Raw genomic sequence first — 24,379 nt, 5'->3', positions numbered from 1 at the left:
CTTTATTCGGCTGCGGTATCGGCAGAGACATCCTCGGCGCTCCCAGGCGCGCCGGACTCGATCTCGTCGCTAAAATCAGCCAAGCTTAGGCGTTTTAGCTGGCGGTAGCGTCTTTGCGCGTCGGCCTTGTTTTTAGCTAGCAGCTCGTCTGCGTGCTGCGGATTTGTCTTTTTAAGCGAGTTGTAGCGAACCTCGTTTAGCAAAAACTCCTCGTAAAGCGACCAATCAGGCTCTTTTGAGGTCATTTTTAGCGGATTTTTGCCCTCTTTGATTAGGCGCGGATCGTAGACGTAGGTCGGCCAGTAGCCGCACTTGGTCGCTAGCTCGCCCTGATCGCCGGAGTAGGCCATACCGCCCTTGATACCGTGCGCGATACACGGCGAATACGCGATCACGAGGCTCGGACCGTCGTAGGCCTCGGCTGCGGCGATGGCTTTTATCGTGTTTGCCTGGCTCGCGTTTGAGTTGATCTGCGCGACGAAGATATTTCCGTAGGTCATCGCGATGTAGCCAAGATCTTTTTTCTGCATCGGCTTGCCGCTAGCGGTAAACTGCGCTATCGAGCCAGCACGGCTTGATTTTGAGCTCTGGCCGCCGGTGTTTGAGTAGACCTCGGTGTCAAGCACGAGCACGTTTACGTTTTCGCCGCTAGCTAATACGTGGTCAAGCCCGCCAAAGCCGATGTCGTAGGCCCAGCCGTCGCCGCCGATGATCCACTGGGATTTTTTAACTAAGTATCTTTTTAGCTCTAAAATTTCTTTCACGCCCTCTACGTCTAAATTTTGCTCCAAAAGAGGAGTCAAAATTTTAGCTATTTGCGTCGTTTTCTCGCCGTCGTTTTTATGCGCGATCCAGTCGGAGTATAGCGCGGCTAGAGCGTTTGGCGCGGCGTCTTTGGTGCGTAGCATGACGTCCTCGATACGGTGGCGAAGCGTCTCTACCGCGACGTTCATACCCATGCCAAACTCCGCGTTATCCTCAAACAGCGAGTTCGCCCACGCTACGCCCTTGCCCTCTTTGTTCGTCGTATAAGGCGTCGAAGGCGCGCTACCGCCGTAGATCGAGCTACATCCCGTGGCGTTTGCCACTATCATACGCTCGCCAAATAGTCTCGTAACAAGCCCTATATAAGGCGTCTCACCGCAACCCGGGCACGCGCCGTGAAACTCAAATAGCGGCTGCGCAAAACCCACGCCCTTGACGCTATCTTTGCTCATTAGGTCGTCTTTGTAGGTTACTTTTTTAAATAAATAATCGGCATTTTCCTGCTCGTGTCGCTCCATCTCCTCGGCTAGCGGCACCATGACGAGCGATTTTTCCTTGCTCGGGCAGTTTTGGGCGCACAGTTCGCAGCCGGTGCAGTCTAGTGGGCTCACCTGGATTTTATATTTTAGCCCTTTTACCTCTTTGCCTTTGGCGTCTAGGACGTGATCTTGTACGGTTTGCGGCGCGGCGGCAAGCTCGTTTTCATCGATTAGAAACGGTCTGATGACCGCGTGCGGGCAGACGAAGGCACACTGGTTGCACTGGATACAGTTTTCCTCGATCCACTTCGGTACCATTACGCCGATACCGCGTTTTTCGTAGGCCGTGGTGCCTGATTTAAAGTGTCCGTCTTCAAAGCCCACAAAGGCCGAAACAGGCAGGCTATCGCCCCTAGCGGCGTTGATAGGCTTAACGATTTTTTCTATAAATTCGTCGCCGACGTATTTTTCCTCCGCGCTCGCGTCATCCGTCAATTTTGCCCAGCTAGGGTCGACTGCGACCTTAACCAGCCCGTCCGCGCCCATATCGATAGCCTTGTAGTTCATCTCCACGATCGCTTCGCCCTTTTTGGCATAGGCTTTGTGCGCGTACTCTTTCATGTATTTTTGCGCGTCGGCAAACGGTATGATGTCTGCAAGTTTAAAAAACGCCGACTGCATGATGGTGTTCGTGCGGTTTTTCAGTCCGATCTCGCGAGCTAGCTTGGTGGCGTTGATGATGTAGAAATTTACCTTTTTGGCGGCTAAAATTTTCTTTACTTTATTCGGTAGTTTAGCGACCGTCTGCTCGGCGTCCCAGATCGAGTTTAGCAAGAACGTCCCGCCCTCGCGGATACCGTCAAGAACGCCATAAATTTCAAGATACGCCGCGACGGAGCAGGCTACGAAGTGCGGATTTGAGACGAGATAGGTCGAGCGGATCGGATTTTTACCGAAACGCAGATGCGAGCGCGTGTAGCCGCCTGATTTTTTACTATCGTAGGCAAAATACGCCTGCGCGTAAAGCTCGGTTTTATCGCCGATGATTTTGATAGAGTTTTTATTCGCCCCAACGGTACCGTCCGCGCCAAGACCGTAAAATAGGCACTCCTTCACGCTTGCGTCGCTTAGCGAAATTTTCTCGCCGACTTTTAACGATGTAAAGGTCACGTCATCCTCGATACCGACGGTAAAGCCGTTTTTTGGATCGCTTAAATTTAGGTTTTCAAAGACCGCTAGCATTTGTGCGGGATCGACGTCTTTTGAGCTTAGACCGTAGCGACCGCCCACGATCACAGGCTGATTTTTGCGTCCGTAAAACGCCGCCTTGACGTCCAGATATAGTGGCTCGCCTAGGCTTCCCGGCTCTTTCGTACGGTCTAGCACGGCGATCTTTTCTACCGTCTCAGGCATCACGTCAAAGAGATATTTTAGGCTAAACGGACGGTATAGATGCACTTTTAGCACGCCTACTTTTTCGCCCTTTGCGCGCAGGTGATCGACGACTTCTTCTAGAGTTTGCGTAACAGAGCCCATCGCGACCACGATGCGCGTAGCGTGCGGATCGCCGTAATAATTAAACGGACGATAGTCGCGTCCCGTGATTTGTGAAATTTCTTTTAGATACTCCGCCACGATATCAGGAATCGCGTCGTAGTAGCGGTTAGCTAGCTCGCGAGTTTGGAAGTAGATGTCATCGTTTTGCGCCGTACCTCGAGTTTTCGGGCTTTCAGGGCTTAGCGCCTCGTCTCTAAATTTTTGCAGCGCCTCGCGGTCAAGAAGCCTATCAAAGTGCGAGTAGTCAAGCACCTCGATCTTTTGTATCTCGTGGCTCGTGCGAAATCCGTCGAAAAAGTGCAAAAACGGCACGCGACCTTTGATTGCCGCTAAATGCGCGACGCCGGCGATATCCATGACCTCTTGCACGGAGCCGCTTGCCAGCATGGCAAAGCCCGTCTGGCGACAGGCATAAATGTCCTGATGGTCGCCAAAGATAGAAAGCGCCTGAGCCGCGATAGAGCGCGCGCTCACGTGAATGACGCCGGGTAGTAGCTGGCCTGCGATTTTGTACATATTCGGGATTTTTAGCAAAAGCCCTTGCGAAGCCGTGTATGTCGTAGTTAGTGCGCCTACTTGCAGCGAGCCGTGTACGGTACCCGCGGCTCCGCCCTCGCTTTGCATTTCGACGACTTTAACGGGCATGCCAAATAGATTTTTCTTGCCCTGAGTCGCCCACATATCGGTGTAGTCTGCCATCGGCGAGCTAGGAGTGATCGGGTAGATGCCCGCAACCTCCGTAAATGCGTAAGCCGCGTGCGCCGCAGCCTCGTTTCCGTCCATAGTTTTCATTATTTTAGCCATTTTTCCGCCTTAAATTTTCTTACGATTTTTAAAAATCTTTTATTATAGAGATAGTTTCCAAAATCTACTATTAATCTATGTCATTAATAAATTCTGAGAATTTTGCATTTTGAATTACTAACTTTAAGCAAAATTCCATTACCTTAATGAAAAAAATTAAGGATAAAATTTGATAAGTGTCCATAGGGTAGCCTATTTAAGGGTTATAGCTCTTGCTTTTTGTGCTTTTATATTTAACACTACTGAGTTTGTTCCAGTGCCACTTTTAAGTGATATTGCAAAAGATTTTGACATGAGCACGGCTGATACCGGTCTTATCATCACGATTTATGCGTGGAGCGTCACGATACTTTCTTTGCCACTTATGCTTTTAACTGCAAATTTAGAGCGAAAATCTCTTCTTTTAAAGGTTTTTATCGTATTTGTTGTAGCTCATACTCTTTGTGCTTTTGCTTGGAATTTTAAAATTTTAATTATTGCTCGGTTGATGATAGCTATTGCTCATGCCATTTTTTGGGCTATCACTGCTTCACTTGCTGTTAGGCTAGCTCCGATAAATAAAAGCTCGCAAGCTCTTGGATTGCTAGCTCTTGGTACATCGCTAGCGATGATACTCGGTCTGCCACTTGGAAGAATTTTAGGTGATGCACTTGGTTGGCGTGTGACCTTTGGGCTGATCGGAATTTTTGCTGTTGGTGTTGGAGTTTGGCTATATAAAATTTTGCCACTTCTGCCAAGTAAAAACTCAGGCTCGCTTAAAAGCTTGCCAGAGCTTGCAAGAAATGGCCTTTTAATGGTCATATTTTTACTAACGGCAATTATCATAAGCGCGCATTTTAGCACCTATAGCTACATTGAGCCATTTGCAAAAGATATCAGTGGCTTTGATGGAAAATTTATCACAATATTCTTGCTTATATTTGGTGTTGCTGGTATCGTGGCAAGCTGGCTTTTCTCTAAATTTTATAAGCTCATTCCAAATGCATTTTCTGCAATTTCTATCATGCTTATTTTATGTTGCTTGCTTTTGTTAAATTTTATTGCTAAAAATGAAGTTTTAATGCTAGTTTTGGCCTTTGTTTGGGGGCTTGGCATAGCTGGTGTAAATATGAGCTTTCAAATAAAAGTGCTAAATCTTGCCTCAAATGCAACTGATGCTGCAATGGCGATATTTTCGGCTATTTATAACATAGGCATCGGAGCAGGGGCGCTAATAGGGCATCAGACGATAGTTCATTTAGGTGAGCAAAATATCGGCAATGTTGGTAGTTTTTTTGCCACAAGCGGACTTATCATATTTTTGTTTACGGTATCTAAGGTTAAGAGAATTTAGATGTTTAAATATCTAAGCAAAACGTTACAAATTTCTACATATAAGTGATAATAAATATCATAACTAAGAAAAATTTTAGTTAAGCTTCCTTATAATCATTATCAGAAAATGAATAAATTTTAGGAGCTTATTATGTCAGTTTTAGTTATCGGTGCAGATGAGATAACGCCTATCAAGGCAGTTTTACATGATTTGGGAGCTGAGAAGATAGAACACTGGGATGCTAGAAATGAAAACCGCGTAAATCGCAAGCCAATCCCTCAAGATACCGAGTGTGTGGTGATGCTAACTAGTTTTTTAAACCACAACACTATGAAGACTATTAAAACTCAAGCAAAAAAGAGAAATATTCCAATTGTTTGTGCAAAAAGAAGCGTTAGTTGCGTATTTTGCGAGTATTGCAAGGTCTTTGGGCTAGATAAGGAATTTGGATGCAAAGAATAATCAATGAGATTCGGGCTTTTATCAGATATTGGCGAAATAACTCCAAATATTTTTGCAAAGCTTGATAGGCTTTCACGTGCAAAAATTTTTATTGCACTTTATAATTCTGGCGTAGAAAGTGAGCTAAAAATACCACTTTCTTACGCTAAATTTCTAAATTTCAAAGAAATTTTTGAAGCCAGGATAAATTTCCTACTTCGCGAAAAATGTCTAAATTTTAAGCCAGCAGATCGCTTTTGTTTTTCATCAAATATCATCATAAATGCTTATTTAAAAGGCGACTTTTCAAAGATCAAATTTATAGCAAAAGAGCCAAAAATGGCGGCTGCAAAGATGATAAAAATGCTTTATGTAAGTGGGAAATTTGAGTTTTGTATCGATGCGGCACAGATGTTTTGTCAATTTGTTTATGATAAAATACGCCTCCGCCATCAAGATAAAGAGGTCATGCTAAATAGCGGTGTCATCTCGGTCAAAAAAGATGGTAAAAATTTGCTCAGCGTCATGCCAAGCTTTAAAAAAGTGAGCTTTGATGATATGAGAAATTTAAACGACGATATAGATAGAGCTGTCGGTGTGCTTGGTCACGAGTGCGAGATGGTTTATATCGTTTTTCCTAGAAATGAGGAATTTAGGCGACACGTTGAGGTTAGGCACTGTTATGCGAGAGGTTTGATCAAGCTTGTGCCTTATACGATTATTAGTAAAATTTTTTAAAAAGGATAAAAATGATAGGTATAGTTTATGGAAGCAGCATGGGAAATACCGAAGATGCAGCAAAACTTATAAGTGAGGGTCTAGGCCTTGAAAATGAGCTTTTAAACGTTGCTGATGTAGATGCAGCGAAACTAAATAGCTTTGATAAGCTAATCCTTGGTACATCAACCTGGGGTAGTGGCGATCTTCAAGATGACTGGGACGCGTTTAACTTTAAAGCATTAAATCTAAGCGGAAAAACAGTCGCTGTTTTTGGCATGGGTGATAGCGAGAGCTACTCTGATGAGTACTGTAACGGCATGGCAAAGCTTTATGATGAGGTCGTAAAAGCTGGCGCAAAGGTAGTTGGTGAGGTTAGCACTGATGGCTATACATTTGATGGCTCTGATGCTGTTAGAAATGGAAAATTTGTAGGTCTAGCACTTGATGCTGATAACCAAAGTGACAAAACTGAGGGTAGAATTTCAGCTTGGATAGAGCAGATAAAACCTCACTTTGCTTAATGTAATTTTAGCTAGATTTTCTAGCTAAAATTTTCATATATCCATAGCCGAGATGAAGCTTTTTATTCTTTCGTTTTGGCTATTAAAAAACTCATCTACCAAGCCATCAAATGCGATCACGCCTTTATCTAAAAACAAAATTCTATCAGCTATCTTTCTAGCAAAATTCATATTATGAGTGACAATGATCATAGACTTTTTCTCTTTTGCAAGAGACAAGATGACTTTTAAAACTTCAGCCTCAAGCTCTGGATCAAGCGCGCTTGTAGGCTCGTCAAGTAGTAAAAAGTATGGATTTACAGCTAGGGCTCTAGCGATGGCCACACGCTGTGCTTGTCCGCCTGAGAGCCTGTTTGGATAGGTATCTTCTTTGTGACTAAGCCCCACTTTGGCTAAAAGCTCTTTTGCCTCTTTTATTGCTTCGTTTTTATCCTTTTTTTGAACGTAGATCGGAGCTTCGGTGACATTTTGAAGCGCTGTTAGGTGTGGGAAGAGGTTGAAGCTTTGAAAGACCATACCTGTTTTTTTACGAATTTCTAAAAGCTCTTTTGAGCTAAGCTTCTCTTTAAAATTTACGCTCTTGTCATCTATCTCTAAAACACCACTTTGTGGGATCTCAAGTAAATTTATGCATCTAAGAAGCGTTGATTTGCCACAACCAGATGAGCCAACGATCACGGTCGTTTGTCCCTCTTTGAAGCTTGTGTTTATGTTATCTAGCACCAAATGATCGCCGTAAGATTTACTTATATTTTTAAAATTTATAGCCATTAGACATACCTTGAGACAGCTTTTTCAAGCCTTGATTGAAGATAGGTTAAGAGTGTGCAAACCACTAGATAGATGAGCGCTGCTAGGATGTAGAGGATGAGTGGCTCAAAGGTCCTTGCTGCGATCCTTTGAGCGACCATAAACATATCAACCATCGTTATAGAAGCTGCTAGTGAAGTGTCTTTAACAAGGCCTATAAATGTGTTAGAAAGCGGCGGCAGAGAGATCCTTACTGCTTGAGGTGCGATGATACGTTTTAAAATTTGATAGTGCGTCATGCCAAGCGATATGGCCGCCTCCCACTGGCCTTTTGGCACAGAAAGTATGGCGGCCCTTACGGACTCAGACGCATAAGCACCCACGTTTAGACTAAATGCAATAGTCGCCGCGCTCCAAGTATCAAGCGTGACGCCGATGCTAGGAAGTCCGTAAAATACAATAAAAAGCTGCACAAGAAGTGGCGTGCCGCGAAATATCCAAACGTAGATGGCAAATATAAATTTTAAAATTTTTATATTTGAAAGCCTCGCTACTGCTGTGATAATGGCGATGACAAGCCCTAGCGAAAACGAGAGCAATGTAAGCGGGATCGTCACCTTTAAAAGTGCAATGATCATCGGTAGCGTCGAGCTCGAAACAAGCTCGATCACTCTATCTAAATTTTCCATTTTTGCCTTGTTGGTTTATAATTTTATTTTGAGACGTCTTTGCCAAAGTAGCTTTTTGAGATAGCTTCTAGTTTGCCTTCTTTTGAAAGTTCATTTAGAGCATTTGAAATTTGCTCTGCAAGTTCGGCGTTGTCTTTTTTAACAGCTGCTGCTGTGTAGTCTTTCTCATCAAGTGAGGCAGCTATCTTTACAGGTGCGTTTGGACGCTCTTTTATGAAGTCGTAAAATACGATGTTGTCTCTTACAACAGCATCTACGCGTCTTGATATAAGAAGCTCCATACTTTTAGCAAAACTATCTGTTATGACGTGTTCAGCGCCGTATTTTACGGCTACTTTTGCCCAGTTGCTCGTAGCTGAGTCGGCATTTCTTTTGCCTTTTAGGTCGGCAAAGCTTTTTATGTCGTTATTATCTTTTCTAGTGATGATGGCACCAAATGTCACAGTATAAGGCACTGAAAAAGCATATTTTTTCTTTCTCTCATCAGTTATGCTTACTTGATTAAATACAACATCGGCCTTACCAGCATCAAATGCAGCTAGCATCGCATCCCAAGGAGCTGTTAGAAACTCAACTTTTAAATTTAGCTTTTGCGCTACCGCTCTTGCAATATCTACGTCATATCCTACTAGCTCATTTTTGTCATTATAAAATGTAAAAGGCGCGTAAGTGCCTTCAGTTGCTACTGTTAGCACGCCATCTTTTATAGTTTTTGCTTGCAAATTTAAAGCTATTGCAAGCACGGCTACTACTTTTAATAAATTTGTAAATTTCATTTTGATCCTTTATTTTGAAATATCTTTTCCAAAATATTTCATCGAAATTTCGCTTATCTTGCCCTCGGCTTTTAGCTCATCAAGTGCTTTGTTTATCGCCTCTAATAGCTCAGTGTTGCCTTTTTTAACGATTGCAGCTGTTGGCATCGGCTCGTTGCTTGTGTATGCGATTTTTAGTGGCGCATTTGGGCGTTGTTTGATATAGTCATAAAAAGTGACGTTATCGTTTATCGTATCATCAGCTCTTTTTGAGATGATAAGCTCCACGCCTTTGCTAAAGCCATCAGCTACAACCACTGTTGCGCCGTTTTTCTCAGCTATTGCCGCCCAGTTGCTAGTCGCAGAGTGCACACTCTTTTTGCCTTTTAGATCAGCAAAACTTTTGATGTCGTTATTGTCTTTATGTACTACAATTACCGGATATGGCATAGTGTAAGGTACGCTCATACCATACTTTTTCTTTCTATCTTCGTTTATACTTACTTGATTAAATACAACATCGGCCTTACCAGCATCAAATGCTGCTAGCATCGCATCCCAAGGAGCTGTTAGAAACTCAACTTTTAAATTTAGCTTTTGCGCTACTGCTCTTGCAATATCTACATCATATCCTACTAGCTCGCCCTTTTCATCGTAAAATGAGTAAGGCGAGTAAGTACCTTCAGTTGCGACGGTAAGTTCGCCTTTTTTGATAGTTGAAGCATTTAAATTTAAAGCTAAAAAAGCACCTGCGATCAAGCCAAAAATGGGCTTAAAATTCATTAATTCTCCTTATTTAAAATATCTTTACCGAAGTATTTAAGCGAAATTTCACTTAAAGCTCCTTCTTTGCTAAGCTCATTTAGGGTAAAATTTATCTTAATTAGCAGCTCTTTGTTACCTTTTTCTACGTTATAGCCCATTTGTTCACTATTTGTATGGCATCATCTTTTATGATCTGCCAGTAAAATTTTGTAAAGGCAGAATTTAGCAAACAATCGCACGAATTGCACCAAATTTAAAAAGCAATAGAAATTTTTATACAAAACTCTTTGCAAAAAATTTTTAAGATTTATGCAAATATTAGTCGCAACTGCGACCTGGGTAGTATTTTGTCACAAAGAAAGAGGGCGGTGCCTCACTCCGCTAAAAGTGAGACCGCTAGAGCTTTTACGCCCTTAAAATCAACTTTGCCGCTTGCAAGCGTTGGTATATCATCAACGATGAAGATATAGCTTGGCATCATTATCGGAGCTAGGCTACTCTCTTTTAAAATTTGCTCTAAATTTTCAGGCTCTGTGCCACTTTTTACTAAAAGTGCTATCGCTTCACCCTTTTTGCTATCTGGTACATTTGCACTACTAAAGACAACGTCGTTTCCAAGTACCTTTGTAAGCTCTTCTTCGACGCTTCCAAGGCTTATCATCTCGCCGCCTATCTTGGCAAATCTTGAGTATCTATCGACGATAAATATAAAGCCGTTTTCATCGATGTGGCCTTTGTCGCCAGTTTTATAGTATCTTACGCCGTCTATATGCGTGATTACCTCGCTTGTTTTGGCCTCGTCGTTTAGATAGCCCTTCATCACCTGCGATCCGCCGATGACGATTAGTCCGTCTTCGCCAGTTTCTAGCTCTTCAAGGGTTTCTGGGTCGATTATCTTGATGATGGTACCAGGCAGAGGCATGCCAACGCTGCCAGGTCTATTAAATGTAAGCTCTTTTAGACTCTCTTTTTCTAAGATATTTGGCATATTTACAGCAGCTACAGGTGCCGTTTCGGTTGCGCCGTATCCTTCATAAATTTCTATGCCAAATTTGAGCCTAAACTCATCTTTTATCTCAGGTTTTAGCTTTTCAGCCCCAGCTACGACCATTCTGGCACTTTGAAACATCAGCGGATGAAGCTTTTTGTTTCTGGTGTAGAGCCTAAAGAAGGTCGAGGTACCAAAGATGATGCTAGCGCTGTGTCTTGCCGCCATTTTGCCGATAGTCGCTCCATCTGTTGGATCAGGCACGCTTACCATTTTTATGCCCTCGCAAAGTGGCATGAGCGTGGTGACTGTTAGGCCAAATGAGTGAAATACTGGGAGTGAGTTTAATATCACGTCATCTTTTTTAAAATTTAAAAGTTCGCTTATTTGCTTAATGTTTGCAAGTAAATTTTTATGGCTTAGCTCGATGCCTTTTGGCTCGCCCTCGCTACCGCTACTAAATAAAATAGTAGCTGTATCCTCTAAGCTCACTGGCTTAAAATAGCAAAGCTTAATAAGCCAAGTTGGAGCAAAAAACGCCGTTAAAAGTGCTAAAAATTTCTCTTTTTTTGAGACGCTAGCTGAGAGATCTTCTGCAAATTTAGCCTTGCCGCTCATCGCATCTTTTAGATCAAAGCCCTTAAGTGCGAGCTTTTCAAGAAATTTGCTAGAGGTGATGACTGTATTTATATTTGCCTTTCTTAGGGCGTGATTTAGCGAGGTAACATTAAGCGTATAGTTTAAATTGACGCTTACTTTGCCCATGGCAAGAAGCGCCATATTGATGATAGTTGCGATGCTTGAGCTAGGTAGTAAGATACCTATATTTTTCTCATCTTTTAGCTCGCGTTTGAAAATTTTGATAAAGACTAAAACAGCTGTTATAAATTTCAAGTTGCTTAAATTTAGCCCAGTGCTGTCGCTCACGCACTCTTTAAATTTATCCTCTTTTGCGTTATTTAGCCACTCGCTTGTTAGCGGTTTTTGCCTTGAGATAAAGCTCTCCCATGATGAAAAGCTAAGCTCAAGCACCTTTTGCTTCATCTTTGTAGCGTTTATAAATGTGGTTATTGGCTTGCCAAAGGCGACGATGATGTCGCGTCTGCCGTTTTTAGAAGTGAGATCTTTGTAAAATTTACTAGCCCTTGAAAAGCTAGATCCCCAAAGGCCGCGAAGATAAAATGGCACGATGCAAATTTCTTCTAGATCTCTGATGATAAGCTCAAAGCCCTTTTGAAATTCATTTATCTGACCGTTGTAGCTGATGTGGCCTTCCGGAAAAAGTGCGACCACTTCGCCATTTTTTAGGCACTCTCTAACTAACTCGATCGACTCTTTGCTAGCCCCTGCGCCTATTGGGATCACTTTAAAAAATTTAAAAATTTGCTTTAGATACCATTTGTTATAGATCGTTCTATACATGACAAATCTTATACCCCTTGGGCTTGCAGCTTGAAGCACGAGCCAGTCGATCCAACTGATGTGATTGCCAAGAAGTAATGCGCCGCCACTTTGCGGTAAATTTTGAAGTCCTTCTACAAAAAAGCGGTACTTTGTCTTTAAAAATGGCAACAAAAGTAGCCTTGTAAAAAGATGTGGAAGCTGCAAAATGGCGTAAAAACTACCAATTAAGCAAACAAGCGCTGTAAAGACAAAGAGCCCAGTGGTTGAAATTTTAAAATATACTAAACCTATGCCAATAGCTAGAAATAGCAACATTGAGACGTTTTGTAAGAAGTTGTTTGCCGCCATTATCTTGCCGGTAGTCTTTTGCGGGGCAAAGTATTGGATCATCGCATTTAGCGGCACTATAAAAATTCCACCAAAAAAGCCAAATGCAAATGAGCTAAGGCTCACTACGCCAATGCTTGAACCAAATGCGAAAAATAAAAGTGAGAAAAATATACCAATAGCGCCCATCGGCACGATACCAAGCTCGATGTGAAGCTTTGACATAGAGCCAGCCACGTATGAGCCAAATGCGATGCCTATGGCGCTTGCTGCAAGGATCGCCTGCACCGCTAGCGAGCTGTCGTCGTTAAAAACGGCTTTGTAATGAGCTGGGAAAGCTGCGATGATGATCTGAGAAATTCCCCAAAATATACTAAGTCCAGCGATGCTTAGCCAGATATTTTTATCTGACCTTACTTCTTTTAAATTTTCTCTTAAATAGCTAAGGTGAATATATTTTTTAATATCAAAATTTTCGCTTGTTTCGTCTTTTTCATCGATGCAAGGTAGCTTGTAAGCAAAATACGCTTCAAGCGCGCTAAATACGACTAAAAAGATACCAATAGGATAGACGCTTTTTAAAATTTCTTCTGAGTTTTCGCCTTGGATGTATAAATTTTCAAATATAAATGAAAATAAAAATGAGCTAAAAAGTATCGCAACGATGGTGAGCGCTTGGATGATGCCATTTGCTGTGCCAAGGCGCTCAGGGCCGACTAGGGCTTTGATGATGCCGTATTTTGCTGGTGAGTAGATCGCACTTTGAGCGGCTAGTATGAGCGTTAAAGCAAATGCTACGCCAAAAGCACCTGCAAGATAGCTAAAAAGCACCGCGACACTAATGATAAGGCCAAAAACAGCACAAATTCTTATGACCTTTATTTTTGCGAATTTATCATTTATAAAGCTTGAAGGCGAAAATAAAAAGATAAATGGTAGCAAGATCATTGCATTTATGACGGCTGTTAGGATAAAAAGTATGTCGCCATCGTATGTTTTTAAAAGAACATTTTGTATGGTGATTTTGTGTGCTAGATCGACACTCGCATTTAAAAATGCGATCGCAAGGTAGGGCAAAAAGCCAGCAACTTTTAATAAACTCATCATAGAAATACCTTTGTGATTTTAAAAATTTTGTAAATCTAACAGCAAAATATTTAAAATATTATTAATAAAAAACTCTATATTAAATTTGACAATAAAAATTTTTAAGAAATTTAAATTTTATATGCTTTTGGATAAAATCACGCAATCAAAAAATAGGAAAAATTTATCATGAACTATGAAATAATCGTCGTTGGCGGCGGACATGCAGGCATTGAGGCAAGTCTTGCGGCTGCTAGAATGGGCAAGCAAACTTTACTGATCACGATCTTAGCTGAACAAATAGGCGCCGCAAGCTGTAATCCAGCAATTGGGGGCCTTGCAAAGGGACATCTTGTAAAAGAGATTGACGCGCTTGGCGGTCAAATGGGACTTACAACCGATGCTGTTGGCATCCAGTTTCGCGTGCTAAATGAGAGCAAAGGTCCAGCTGTGCGTGGTAGCCGCGCTCAGATCGATATGGATAGATATAGAGTTTATATGAGAAATTTGCTTTTAAACACGCCTAATTTAGAAATTTCTCAAGAGATCGCCACTGAAATTTTAAGCGAAAATGGTGAGGTAACCGGTGTTAAAACCCATCTAAATAACATCTATAATGCAAAAAAGGTGATAATTACCACTGGTACATTTTTAAACGGGCTAATACACGTTGGATTTAACAAACTAGAAGCTGGCCGCGTGGGCGAGCTAAGTGCAAAAGATCTTAGCGGCAGTCTAAGAGAGCTTGGGCTAAATTTAGGTAGGCTAAAGACTGGGACATGCCCAAGGATCGACGCGAAAACGATAAATTTTGAAATTTTAGAGAAGCAAGATGGCGATGAAAGTCCAACGCCTTTTAGCTTTAGAACTAAAAATTTCTCTCCAATACAGCTACCATGTTATATCGCCTATACAAATGAAACCACGCATGAGATAATCCGCTCAAATTTTGATAAAGCACCGCTTTTTACAGGTCAGATCGAGGGTATAGGCCCAAGGTATTGCCCTAGTATAGAGGATAAGATAAACCGCTTTGGTGACCGAGACAGACACCACCTTTTTGTCGAGCCGCAAACGCTTGAAGCGACAGAGTACTACATAAATGGTTTTTCAACGAGCCTGCCTTATGAGGTGCAAGTGCAGATGCTTCGCTCTGTAAGGGGTTTTGAAAATGCAAAAATTGTAAGGCATGGATACGCCATCGAATACGACTACGTTGAGCCAACACAGCTAAAACATAGTCTTGAGACCAAAAAGGTAAAAGGGCTATACTTGGCTGGGCAGATAAACGGCACGACCGGATACGAGGAAGCTGGTGCTCAAGGGCTAATGGCCGGTATAAACGCTGCACTTTCACTTGATAATAAAGAGCCACTTGTCTTGCGCCGCGATGAGGCATATATCGGCGTTTTGATCGATGATCTTGTCACAAAAGGAACAAAAGAGCCATATAGGATGTTTACGAGTAGGGCGGAGTACCGATTGCTTTTGCGTGAGGAAAATGCCATTTTAAGGCTTGGCGGATATGGCCATGAGCTTGGGCTTCTTGATGATGAGACTTTTAATGAAATTGAAGCTATCAGGCAAAATTTAAAAGATGGGCTTGCTTACCTTAACAATACTCAAATTACGCCAAGCAAGCAAAATTTAGAGCTTTTAGCTAGTCTTGATGAAGAGCCAATAAGCCAAAATGTGAGCCTTCAAAAGATAGTCGCACGCAAGAGCTTTACGGCTGAGAAACTAAGAAAGCTTGATCAGAAATTTGCAAATTTAGATGATGCGAGTGTGGATCAAATTTTAACCGAGTGTAAATATCAGCACTACATAAATGAGCAAAAAAATCAAATAGAAAAAATGAAAGATATGATGGATGTAAAAATTCCTGAAAATTTTGACTTTAGAAGTGTTAGTGGCCTTAGTAATGAAGTGGTCGAAAAGCTTGAGAAATTTGCTCCGCCGACGCTCTTTGCTGCGAGTGAAATTTCAGGTATTACGCCAGCTGCGATTGATATCTTACATATTTATATAAAGATGAATGAGAAAAGGATTGGCTGATTTTGATTTTTGGTTTAGTTCAAAAAGCCATAAAACTTAAAATTTTTATCTTAGAATCAAGATTTACGTTTAAGTTAAAATTAACATTATTTTTGCAGATTATATTTAGAAATTATACTTTTTTAATTTTTTGAGAGTATAATCGTTAAGAATTTATTTATAGAAAGGAATTTAATGTCAGTAAAGCAAGAAAGACGTAGCTTTATCGGCCTTGCGTTTGGTGCTGTGGCAGCTGTCGGCGGCGCTATGTCACTAGTGGCTGTTAAAAAGACTTGGGATCCGCTTCCAAGTGTAAAAGCTGCTGGTTTCACAACAGTTGATCTAAGTCCGATCAAAGATGGAGAAATGAGGCAGGTTGAATGGCGTAAAAAGCCTATTTTCATCCTTAAAAAAAGTCCTGATATGGCTAAAAATGACAAAAGAGATGTTGTCGTAGGGGATGCTAGATACGTAGTTCTTATCGGACTTTGCACGCATCTTGGCTGTATACCTGAGTATAAAGCAAGCAAACAAATGTTTGTATGTGCCTGTCATGGCGGCGAATTTAATGCCGACGGAATGCAAACATATGGACCTCCTCCAAGACCACTTGATATACCACCATTTAAGATCGATGGAACCAAGCTAGTTCTAGGCGAAACAAGCCCAGAATACGAAAAATTAGTAGCAAAAGCTTAGGAGGATAGCAATGTCTTTAGCTCATAAATCAACTGGCGTTATTGACTGGCTTGATCAACGCCTAGCTTTTACAAAGCTTATGAAGGTTCTAGTTAGTGAATACTGGATTCCAAAAAATATAAATTTCCTTTGGGCAATGGGCGTTATTTTAACAACGCTTTTTATGCTCTTAATCGTTACCGGTTTTTTACTTTTAATGTATTACAAACCAGATGTAAATTTGGCATTTGATAGTGTAAATTATACTATCATGCAAGAGGTCGAGTATGGCTGGCTTTGGCGTCACATTCACGCAGTTTCAGCCTCTACGATATTTCTTATTATGTATATTCACTTGCTTACTGGACTTTACTATGGTTCATACAAAAGAGGCAGAGAGGTCATTTGGATAAGTGGTATGGTGTTATTTATCTGTTTTTCAGCAGAGGCATTTAGTGGTTATATGCTTCCATGGGGACAGATGAGCTACTGGGCGGCGACTGTTATCACTCAGCTTTTTGGCGGTGTGCCAGTTATTGGTGACGCTTTAGTTGAGTGGATTAGAGGTGATTACGCAGTTGGCGACTCAACACTTACTAGATTTTTTATGCTTCATGTTTGTTTATTGCCACTTGTGACGATAGCTGTTTTGGTTATTCACTTCTACTCTTTAAGAGTTCCGCACGTAAATAACCTAACAAGCGAAGATATAGACTTTGAAGTAGAGGCACAAGAATATCTACACGGCGATAGAGCAAAATCTAAAGTTATACCATTTTGGCCAGGATTTTTGGCAAAAGACTTTATGTATGTATCATTCTTTATGATATTTGTCATCTATCTTGTTTGCTATCACTTCAACTTTGCAATGGATCCTATCAACTTTGAGCCAGCAAATCCACTAAAAACCCCACCACATATCTATCCAGAGTGGTATTTCTTGTGGCAATATGAAATTTTACGTGGCTTCTTCTTTGATATCGCTGGAATTTCAGCTTATAACATCGGTCTTATCGCATTTGCATTCGCGGGTGTTGCATTTATGCTTATCCCTCTTCTTGATAGAAGCGACCTTGTAGCTCCAGCTCACAAAAGACCACTATTTTTTATATGGTTTTGGGTCTTAGTTGTCGATCTTATCGTTTTATCTATATATGGTAAGCTCCCAACAGGTGGTTATAATGACTGGATAGGATTTTATTCATCATTGCTATTCTTGTTCTTATTTATAATTGCGTTGCCAGTTATAACAATACTTGAAAGAAAAAGGGGCTAATCATGAAAGAGCTTAAAATTTTTGCCATTGTTGTTATTCTTTCAGGTGTTTTATATTGGGGTATCGAGCCTTATGCTCACACAAAACTTCATCCACACACTGCAAATGCTGAGTATAACTTCTCAAAAGAAGATACTGACTATGCAAAGCACTTTTTAGAGCAAAAAAAGACAGCACTTGAGACTGCTAAGGCTAGCGGAAATAAGGCAAGTATAGATGCGGCTACAAAAGATGTAGAAGTAGCACAAAAAATTCTTGATGACTATACAGCATTTTGGAATGACATTAACTCTATTGATCTTACAAAAGGTGACGCTACAAAGGGTGCTGATACTTTTGTAGCAGCTGGATGTACAGGATGCCATGGTATAGAGGCAGCAGGTATGCCAGCTGGTATGGATGCTGAGACAGCTAGTCAAAGCTTTGGTGTAGTACCACCAGATCTTAGTACCGCTGGTAAAATTTATGACGATAAATTCTTAGCTGCACTCATTAAAAATCCAAATATGGCTTTAAAGCTAACTCATAAATTTAACGATGAACATCCATTTCCGATGACCGCATTTATGGGTGCTGGTGGTGATATAAATGCTGAGACTGCCGATATAGTAGCTTATTTGAAAAAAGTATCTGCTGATTATGAAAAGGCAAATAATAAGATTACTGAAGAAAAGGTTTTCGCTGATGCATGTCAAAGATGTCATGATATGAAATATGACAAAAAATATGCATTTAGCAATAAAGTAAGCCTTGCTGCTTATATGGGCTCAAATCCACCTGATCTATCGATGATGATCCGTTCAAAAGGCGATGAGTATTTACATAAATTTATAAACGATACTCAAAAGATGCTACCAGGTACTGCAATGCCAAGAGTTGGCTTAAATAAAGCTGCTGAAGACGACGTGGTAGCTTATATCCAAAAAGTAGGCGACAAGAAGAAGGCTGAGCGCGAGAGCACAGGGCTTTATGTCATGATCTACTTCTTTATATTAGGAATTTTTGCTTGGCTTTGGAAACGCAAAGTTTGGAGCGAACTACACTAAAATTTAAGAGCCTATTTGGCTCTTAAATTCTCTCTGGTAAATTTACATATATAAATAGGTATTCTTTAAATTTATTCTTTTATAAAATTTAATCAAGCAGTCTTGCAAATTTTAAAACTTTCATTCACTCGTAAGAGCCGACTACTAAAATCTGGCTTCACTTACCGCTTAGCTCAAATTTTAGAACCGAAATTACTCATTAAAGTTTGATTGAAATTAACAAAACTGCATGCAGTGCTTTAGCACTAGAGCATGCCCCTTGAACGTGTCAGGGAAGAGGGATTGTTAAGGGAGAAGGGAGTGACTTCGTAATTTAAGCTCCCTTCTCCCTTAATAAAAGAATATTAGTTATATGGTCTATATGCTTTACAAATTTTAAACTTTCATTCTCTCGTAAGAATTCACTATTGATTTTAGGTCCCGCAAGGCTTGCCACTAAAATCAAAGCCAAAATTACTCGTTTATGAAATTTAAAAATTTGCCTAAAAACCTAAAGCAGTAGTATGTCTATGCTACCATGTGAGCTATGAATATATAAGCGTTTCGGTAGAAAATAGAAATATATCTGAGTTTTAACGGTCGCTATTTAAATAAATTTATTTTTAAGCAAATCACTCACCAAAACCCACCAAATTCCACAGAAATAGTAAAATTTAGCTCCGCATCAAGCCTTTTTAATTAAATTTCCTTGGCGATCTTGCTCATTTTATTGAGCAGTTTTTCACGTTCATTTGGCTTTAGGTTGCCGTATTGAAGCTTTGTTATCATCTGCATGAAGTCAAATTGTTTAAACATTTGCGCATCGCTTTTTAACTCTTTTTCTAGCTGTTTATAAATTTTTTCAGTCTCTTTATTTGCTTTTTCTAAATTTTGTAAAAAGCTTCCAGTTGCGCTCATATCAAGGTCGTTTTTTGCAGCTTTATCGATGACATTTTTTAGATTTGCTAAATTTTCAGAAATTTTCATCTGCATTTCCTTTTGGATTTTAAAATTTAGAGCAAATTTTATTCCTAAATTTCCTCCCACCACTTTTTTCTAGGCGGATTTTGGGTAGTGAAAACTTCTCCGATCGTCGGCGTTGCGTAGTTTAGCTCAAGGTTTGTCGCTGCCTTTTCAAAACGCTTGATCGGCTCATCCCAAGCGTGATAAGATAGATCAAATTTGCCCCAGTGCACCGGCACGCCAAGGCTTGCACCAAGATCTTTTAGTGCTTGCGCCGACTCCTCTGGCCTCATATGCACGTAAGGCCAGCCATCGCCGTAAGCACCATTTTCGATAAAAACTAGATCAAAGGCGCCAAATTTCTCATTTATCATCTTAAAATGCTTGCTATATCCGCCATCTCCGCTAAAATAAAAGCTAAAGCCAGCCTCTTCAACCGCCCAGCCACCCCAAAGCGTCGTGTTTCTTTTAAATGTGCGCCCGCTAAAGTGCCTTGAAGGACAAAACGTGAAGTTTAAATTTCCTATTTTTTGATCACCAAACCAGTCAAACTCATAAATTTTGTCTTAATCAACACCCCATTTTACGAGGTGAGCTTTTACACCAAGTGGCACTAGAAATTTGCAAATTCTATCTTTTAGTTCAAGTATTGTTTTATAATCAAGATGATCGTAGTGATCGTGCGAGATGAGGGCGATATCGATCGCATCTGGGTAGTCGCTAGCGGTGATGGCGTACTCATAGGTAAAGGGCTTACCGCCAATTGGCAGTGGAAATGCTCGATGCAAAACTGGATCTGTGATGATAGTTTTGTCATCAAGCTTGCAGATGAGGCTAACGTGCCCAAGCCAGATAAACTCGCCATTTTTGAGGGATTTTGCGTCAAATTTTAAATTTGGCAAAGGTTTAGTTGGTAGCTTGCCCTTTGGTGGAAAGAGCGCTTGCAGGACGAATTTTGGCATAGATGCTTGCGAATTATTTTTTACGAGATCTATCGTTGGCTCTAAATTTATAAAAACTTTGCCGTTAAAATTTGGCGAAGCCTTTATCAGCTTTTGGCTTTTAATATCTGGCACGCCACCAAAAACTGGGGCAAATCTCATAAATACAAAAACTGCAACAATAAACAAAACTATAACTATAAAAATTCCCATAAAAAGCCTTTTAAATTTAAAGGTCGGATTATATTTTAGATTTTTAAATTTCAGCTTTATTTAATTAACCCGAGCTTAAATAATTAACTTGTAAATTTAAACTTAATTAAGATATTTTTACTCTTTATAGGAAAATTTTATTAATAAATATTATCCTTTAGCAAATAAATATACCTAAAAATCGATATTAAGTAGATAATCTTAAAGATATATAAAATAAAAATTTAATTCTAAAAATACAAAATTTGTCAGATAGATGACGGAATTTATTCATTGTAAGTTATAGAATTATTACAAAAATTAGGAAGGAGCGTTTGAGATGTTAAATAAAAATTTAACTATCTCTATTTTGGTGACTAACCATCACTTTAAAAGTGAGCAGGGCAGTTTAGCCTTGTTTAATGGGAGGAATTTATGAAAAAACATAAATTTGTGATTGCCGATTATAAACGCTGTATAGGATGTGCAACCTGCATGGCTGCATGTTTTAAGAGCGCTTATGAACGCGGTAAGCTGTCACGTGCAAGGCTAAGTGTGCTAAGAGAAGCTACTGGCGTTATGCCAACTCAGTGCAGACAATGCGACGATGGTCCTTGTGCGAATGTGTGTCCAACTGGAGCATTGCGATTTAATGATAATTGCATCGAGCTTCACGAGGAAATTTGTATAGGCTGTAAGATGTGCACGATCGCTTGTCCTTACGGTGCGATAAGCTCAAGTGCAGAGCTTATGCCTTCAGTAAATTACGCTGTCGAGCCAAAGTATAACCTTGAGATAGAGTCACAATCAGGTGCAAAAAATATCGCTGTTAAATGCGATATGTGCTTTGGTCGTGAGAACGGACCAGCTTGTGTTGATGTCTGTCCAACGAGTGCTCTTGTTATGATTGATCCAGAAGAGGGCAAACATAAACTTGGCAAGAGGATAGACTATGAAGCAGCGAATAAATTTGCTACTAAAATTTTAAACGGACAAGGAGCATAAGATGACTACGGTTTATATGCTATTTCTTGTAAGTGCCGTCGTTAGCATCTTGCTTTATTGTGCTCCAAAGGCAGCTGTAAAGGTTGGTTTTGGACTAAGCGCTTTAAGCTGTTTTTACGCGATGTGCCACTTTGTTGCAAATATGGGAGTAAGCGATAGCTTTGCTCTTGCGGATGGCTTTTTATATTCGCCAAAATTTGCTCTAAATCCACTTGGAAATTTCTTCAGTTTTGTCGTTGTTTTCATAGGATTTGCAAGCAGTGTTTATGGTATGAGCTATGCAGACGAGTACATCAAAAAAGCAAATGTTGGCGTGTTTGCATGTTTGTTTAATACATTTATCCTTTCAATGCTTTTAGTAATTAGTGCTGATAATGTATTTTGCTTTGTAGTTTTATGGGAGCTTATGACTCTTATCTCATCGTTCCTTATCATAGTAAATGATGGCAAAAACACTTTAAAAGCGGTCATGGTATATCTTGGTATCGCACAAATCGGTGCATTTTGTATAACCTGTGGCTTGCTTATCACAGCTTACTATGCAGGAAGCTTTGAATTTAGCGCATTTATGGGTGTTAAGATGCCATTTGGCGCTTCTGCTGCTGTATTTATACTATTTTTGGTTGGCTTTGGTAGTAAAGCTGGTATGTGGCCATTCCACGTTTGGCTTCCACAAGCTCACCCAGCAGCACCATCAAACGTTTCAGCCCTTATGTCAGGCGTTATGATTAAAGTTGCTCTATTTACATTAGTTAAATTTACACTTTACTTGCCACTTAGCACATATTTTGGCCTTACAATACTCGCTCTTGGTGCAGCTAGCTCACTATTTGGTGTTTTATATGCTCTTTGCCAACACGACTTTAAGGCCTTGCTTGCTTACCACTCAGTTGAGAATATAGGTATCATCTTGCTAGGTCTTGGCACAGGAATTTACGGCGTTGCAGCTGGAAATTTAACACTTGCAGCAGTAGGTTTTCTAGCAGGTTGCTACCACGTAGTTAACCACGCTATATTTAAAGGTCTGCTTTTCCTTTGCGCTGGTTCAGTTATCCACGCTACTCATACACAAAATATGGACATCCTTGGTGGTCTTGCTAAAAAAATGCCATGGACAAGCCTTGGTATGTTTATAGGCATCATGGGTATCGCAGCCTTGCCTCCAGTAAATGGCTTTGTTTCAGAGTGGTTTACATATCAAGGTATGCTTCAAGGTGCTATGGGCGAGGGAACATTAGTTAGATACGCATTTACACTTGGTGTCGTAGCTCTTGCGCTAACTGGCGTTTTGGTTGGCATGCACCTCAAACTTTACGCTGTTATCTTTGCAGGTACTCCAAGAGATCAAAAAATTTGGGAAAATGCTAAAGAGAGTCCAATAGGCATGGTTCTTGGTATGATCATCCTAATGATAGGCTGCGTTGGCTTTGGCCTTGGCGCAAACTACATAGTTGATTACATCATGCAAGCTGTAAATTCTATCGCTATAAGCGACTATAAAGCCAGCCTTGGTGCTATAAATGTAACTTCACCAATAGGCAGTATGATCTCAACTCCGCTTATCGCTTTAGTTTTATGTGCGACTATGATTTTGCCATTTATCATCCTTGCTGTTATGAAAGCAAACAGAGATAAACCACGCGAGACTGATCCTTGGGCATGTGGCTTTAAATATAGCTCACGTATGCAAATGACAGGTGGTCCATTTACAGGCGATCTTAGAAAGATCATGCAATGGCTATTTAGAGCTGATAAAAAGATCGTTACTAGAAATTATTTTGACGCGGTTGAATATCACAACCATCCAAAAGATATCTGGTGGGGAATGTTTTATGAGCCAGTCATCAAATGGTGTATGAAATTTGCTGATAAACTTGGCATTGTTCAAAGCGGATATACAAACGTCTATACGCTCTATATCCTAGTTTATCTATGTGCCATACTTGCTGTGGGCTACTTTTTAGTTTAGGAGACGAAAATGCAAACTATACTTTTAATGATATTTCAAGTAGTCGTTATCGTTTTGGTAGCTCCTTTGTTTGATGGTATGGCAAGAAAACTAAGAGCTAGACTTCAATCAAAACAAGGTAGCGATTTCTTTCAAACATATCGCGATATTATAAAACTCTTTAGAAGAGGAAGAACCGTGCCTGAGTGCTCTCACTGGGTATTTAGATGGGCTCCATTTTTCCTTTTTGCAACTTCAGCTGCAGTTCTAGCTGCTATACCTATAACATATAGCAAAGACACTGTTTTTGGAGCGTATTCAGATATATTTGTGATCCTTTATCTTGGCGCATTGCTTAGATTTGTATTTGGTGCAGCTTCAATGGATAGCGGCAACCCATTTGCAGCAACAGGCGGCGGCAGGGAGCAAATGCTTGGTGTATATGTTGAGCCAGTTATGATCATGTGCCTAATCGTAGTAATGCTTGCAGCTAAAACATCAAATTTAATTGAGATCCAAGAGATGGTAAAAACCGGTGTTATCGGATATCAAATCCCAAGTTTTGCCGTAGCTTCTATCGCATTTTTATGGTGCATGTATGTTGAGACTGGCAGAAAACCATTTGACGTAGCTGAAGCTGAACAAGAGCTTCAAGAAGGCTTGCTTGGCGAGTATGCAGGTAGCGACCTTGGTTTAGTTCAAGCATCACTTATATTAAAACAGTTTGCTATGATCGGACTTTTCCTAACTATATTTGAGCCATGGAATTTTAGCAATCCTTTCTTAGCTATCATCATTTTTGTGATAAAAACTGGAGTATTTTACGTAGCAGCTGTCTTTATAGACAACTTTGGTCCACGCTTTAAAATGACTTCATCTTTACGCAAAAATGCGCTTGGTGCACTTGCTATCTCGTTTGTTGCACTAACACTTTATGTAGTAGGAGTGTGA

Annotated in this window: 19 protein-coding genes and 1 pseudogene; 11 read left to right on the top strand and 9 right to left on the bottom strand. The window is 40.5% G+C overall.

From position 1 onward, the window contains the following. Positions 1-2: 2 nt before the first annotated feature. Entirely contained in the window at positions 3-3,605 is a 3,603-nt protein-coding gene (gene nifJ / locus CVS95_RS06845; protein WP_107696045.1) for a pyruvate:ferredoxin (flavodoxin) oxidoreductase, read from the bottom strand. 169 nt (positions 3,606-3,774) lie between these two features. On the opposite strand from nifJ, the gene CVS95_RS06840 reads away from it, so the two are divergent. From CVS95_RS06840 to fldA, 4 genes are all read left to right on the top strand, one after another. Continuing rightward, positions 3,775-4,938, top strand: coding sequence for a sugar transporter (locus tag CVS95_RS06840; protein ID WP_107696044.1), 1,164 nt, complete (start codon positions 3,775-3,777; stop codon positions 4,936-4,938). 132 nt (positions 4,939-5,070) lie between these two features. Next, the gene (locus tag CVS95_RS06835; protein ID WP_002939277.1) at positions 5,071-5,382 is read left to right on the top strand and encodes a DUF2325 domain-containing protein; all 312 of its coding nucleotides are present in this window, start codon (positions 5,071-5,073) and stop codon (positions 5,380-5,382) included. Between the two features lie 3 nt (positions 5,383-5,385). Next, on the top strand, positions 5,386-6,099 hold the full coding sequence (locus CVS95_RS06830; protein WP_107696043.1) for a UDP-N-acetylmuramate--alanine ligase: 714 nt from the start codon (positions 5,386-5,388) through the stop codon (positions 6,097-6,099). A gap of 11 nt (positions 6,100-6,110) precedes the next feature. After that, a complete protein-coding gene (gene fldA, locus CVS95_RS06825) occupies positions 6,111-6,602 on the top strand; it encodes a flavodoxin FldA (RefSeq protein WP_103640733.1) in 492 nt (163 codons plus the stop codon). Positions 6,603-6,635: 33 nt separating this feature from the next. Here fldA and CVS95_RS06820 read toward each other — a convergent pair whose 3' ends face one another. The 6 genes from CVS95_RS06820 to CVS95_RS06795 form a co-directional block, all read right to left on the bottom strand. Next, positions 6,636-7,373: an amino acid ABC transporter ATP-binding protein gene (locus CVS95_RS06820; RefSeq protein ID WP_107696042.1), complete on the bottom strand. Its 738-nt coding sequence runs from the start codon at positions 7,371-7,373 to the stop codon at positions 6,636-6,638. Further along, the gene (locus CVS95_RS06815; RefSeq protein ID WP_107696041.1) at positions 7,373-8,041 is read right to left on the bottom strand and encodes an amino acid ABC transporter permease; all 669 of its coding nucleotides are present in this window, start codon (positions 8,039-8,041) and stop codon (positions 7,373-7,375) included. The genes CVS95_RS06820 and CVS95_RS06815 overlap by 1 nt, the downstream gene beginning before the upstream one ends. Positions 8,042-8,064: 23 nt before the next feature. Continuing rightward, a complete protein-coding gene (locus tag CVS95_RS06810) occupies positions 8,065-8,817 on the bottom strand; it encodes an amino acid ABC transporter substrate-binding protein (protein ID WP_107696040.1) in 753 nt (250 codons plus the stop codon). A gap of 9 nt (positions 8,818-8,826) precedes the next feature. Next, the gene (locus CVS95_RS06805) at positions 8,827-9,579 is read right to left on the bottom strand and encodes an amino acid ABC transporter substrate-binding protein (protein WP_087580383.1); all 753 of its coding nucleotides are present in this window, start codon (positions 9,577-9,579) and stop codon (positions 8,827-8,829) included. After that, entirely contained in the window at positions 9,579-9,719 is a 141-nt protein-coding gene (locus tag CVS95_RS06800) for a hypothetical protein (protein WP_234400041.1), read from the bottom strand. The genes CVS95_RS06805 and CVS95_RS06800 overlap by 1 nt, the downstream gene beginning before the upstream one ends. Positions 9,720-9,934: 215 nt before the next feature. Further along, positions 9,935-13,387, bottom strand: a complete 3,453-nt coding sequence (locus tag CVS95_RS06795; RefSeq protein ID WP_107696039.1) for an acyl-[ACP]--phospholipid O-acyltransferase — start codon at positions 13,385-13,387, stop codon at positions 9,935-9,937. 168 nt (positions 13,388-13,555) lie between these two features. Between CVS95_RS06795 and mnmG the strand changes: the two genes are divergently transcribed. The 4 genes from mnmG (at position 13,556) to CVS95_RS06775 (ending at position 18,400) form a co-directional block, all read left to right on the top strand. Then, on the top strand, positions 13,556-15,421 hold the full coding sequence (gene mnmG, locus CVS95_RS06790) for a tRNA uridine-5-carboxymethylaminomethyl(34) synthesis enzyme MnmG (protein ID WP_107696038.1): 1,866 nt from the start codon (positions 13,556-13,558) through the stop codon (positions 15,419-15,421). A 174-nt stretch (positions 15,422-15,595) separates the two neighbouring features. Next, a complete protein-coding gene (gene petA / locus CVS95_RS06785; RefSeq protein ID WP_021091707.1) occupies positions 15,596-16,099 on the top strand; it encodes a ubiquinol-cytochrome c reductase iron-sulfur subunit in 504 nt (167 codons plus the stop codon). Between the two features lie 10 nt (positions 16,100-16,109). Beyond that, positions 16,110-17,354 carry a cytochrome b gene (locus CVS95_RS06780; RefSeq protein WP_084041924.1) on the top strand — a complete coding sequence of 415 codons (1,245 nt, stop codon included), beginning with the start codon at positions 16,110-16,112 and terminating at the stop codon, positions 17,352-17,354. Between the two features lie 2 nt (positions 17,355-17,356). Next, positions 17,357-18,400: a c-type cytochrome gene (locus tag CVS95_RS06775; protein WP_107696037.1), complete on the top strand. Its 1,044-nt coding sequence runs from the start codon at positions 17,357-17,359 to the stop codon at positions 18,398-18,400. Between the two features lie 678 nt (positions 18,401-19,078). Here CVS95_RS06775 and CVS95_RS06770 read toward each other — a convergent pair. Continuing rightward, the gene (locus CVS95_RS06770; protein ID WP_021091759.1) at positions 19,079-19,366 is read right to left on the bottom strand and encodes a hypothetical protein; all 288 of its coding nucleotides are present in this window, start codon (positions 19,364-19,366) and stop codon (positions 19,079-19,081) included. 44 nt (positions 19,367-19,410) lie between these two features. Further along, a pseudogene (locus tag CVS95_RS06765) lies at positions 19,411-20,304 on the bottom strand (MBL fold metallo-hydrolase). A 606-nt stretch (positions 20,305-20,910) separates the two neighbouring features. Between CVS95_RS06765 and CVS95_RS06760 the strand changes: the two are divergent. From CVS95_RS06760 to CVS95_RS06750, 3 genes are read left to right on the top strand one after another with little or no spacing between them, the layout of a single operon-like run. Then, entirely contained in the window at positions 20,911-21,480 is a 570-nt protein-coding gene (locus CVS95_RS06760; RefSeq protein ID WP_021091760.1) for a 4Fe-4S dicluster domain-containing protein, read from the top strand. Between the two features lies 1 nt (position 21,481). Continuing rightward, positions 21,482-23,449 carry a proton-conducting transporter membrane subunit gene (locus tag CVS95_RS06755; RefSeq protein ID WP_107696036.1) on the top strand — a complete coding sequence of 656 codons (1,968 nt, stop codon included), beginning with the start codon at positions 21,482-21,484 and terminating at the stop codon, positions 23,447-23,449. Positions 23,450-23,458: 9 nt separating this feature from the next. Further along, complete coding sequence (locus tag CVS95_RS06750; RefSeq protein ID WP_072594545.1) at positions 23,459-24,379, top strand: respiratory chain complex I subunit 1 family protein; 921 nt, start codon at positions 23,459-23,461, stop codon at positions 24,377-24,379.

Source organism: Campylobacter concisus, from assembly GCF_003048905.1.
Taxonomy (GTDB): domain Bacteria; phylum Campylobacterota; class Campylobacteria; order Campylobacterales; family Campylobacteraceae; genus Campylobacter_A; species Campylobacter_A concisus_V.
This window is presented reverse-complemented; position numbering and strand designations above follow the sequence as displayed.

What these genes read in the sequence shown, in the direction of transcription:
- nifJ (WP_107696045.1), bottom strand. Translation starts at nt 3,605, where the DNA reads ATGGCTAAAATAATGAAAACTATGGACGGAAACGAGGCTGCGGCGCAC.
- CVS95_RS06835 (WP_002939277.1), top strand. Translation starts at nt 5,071, where the DNA reads ATGTCAGTTTTAGTTATCGGTGCAGATGAGATAACGCCTATCAAGGCA.
- CVS95_RS06830 (WP_107696043.1), top strand. Translation starts at nt 5,386, where the DNA reads ATGAGATTCGGGCTTTTATCAGATATTGGCGAAATAACTCCAAATATT.
- fldA (WP_103640733.1), top strand. Translation starts at nt 6,111, where the DNA reads ATGATAGGTATAGTTTATGGAAGCAGCATGGGAAATACCGAAGATGCA.
- CVS95_RS06820 (WP_107696042.1), bottom strand. Translation starts at nt 7,373, where the DNA reads ATGGCTATAAATTTTAAAAATATAAGTAAATCTTACGGCGATCATTTG.
- CVS95_RS06815 (WP_107696041.1), bottom strand. Translation starts at nt 8,041, where the DNA reads ATGGAAAATTTAGATAGAGTGATCGAGCTTGTTTCGAGCTCGACGCTA.
- CVS95_RS06810 (WP_107696040.1), bottom strand. Translation starts at nt 8,817, where the DNA reads ATGAAATTTACAAATTTATTAAAAGTAGTAGCCGTGCTTGCAATAGCT.
- CVS95_RS06805 (WP_087580383.1), bottom strand. Translation starts at nt 9,579, where the DNA reads ATGAATTTTAAGCCCATTTTTGGCTTGATCGCAGGTGCTTTTTTAGCT.
- CVS95_RS06800 (WP_234400041.1), bottom strand. Translation starts at nt 9,719, where the DNA reads ATGGGCTATAACGTAGAAAAAGGTAACAAAGAGCTGCTAATTAAGATA.
- CVS95_RS06795 (WP_107696039.1), bottom strand. Translation starts at nt 13,387, where the DNA reads ATGATGAGTTTATTAAAAGTTGCTGGCTTTTTGCCCTACCTTGCGATC.
- mnmG (WP_107696038.1), top strand. Translation starts at nt 13,556, where the DNA reads ATGAACTATGAAATAATCGTCGTTGGCGGCGGACATGCAGGCATTGAG.
- petA (WP_021091707.1), top strand. Translation starts at nt 15,596, where the DNA reads ATGTCAGTAAAGCAAGAAAGACGTAGCTTTATCGGCCTTGCGTTTGGT.
- CVS95_RS06780 (WP_084041924.1), top strand. Translation starts at nt 16,110, where the DNA reads ATGTCTTTAGCTCATAAATCAACTGGCGTTATTGACTGGCTTGATCAA.
- CVS95_RS06775 (WP_107696037.1), top strand. Translation starts at nt 17,357, where the DNA reads ATGAAAGAGCTTAAAATTTTTGCCATTGTTGTTATTCTTTCAGGTGTT.
- CVS95_RS06770 (WP_021091759.1), bottom strand. Translation starts at nt 19,366, where the DNA reads ATGAAAATTTCTGAAAATTTAGCAAATCTAAAAAATGTCATCGATAAA.
- CVS95_RS06760 (WP_021091760.1), top strand. Translation starts at nt 20,911, where the DNA reads ATGAAAAAACATAAATTTGTGATTGCCGATTATAAACGCTGTATAGGA.
- CVS95_RS06755 (WP_107696036.1), top strand. Translation starts at nt 21,482, where the DNA reads ATGACTACGGTTTATATGCTATTTCTTGTAAGTGCCGTCGTTAGCATC.
- CVS95_RS06750 (WP_072594545.1), top strand. Translation starts at nt 23,459, where the DNA reads ATGCAAACTATACTTTTAATGATATTTCAAGTAGTCGTTATCGTTTTG.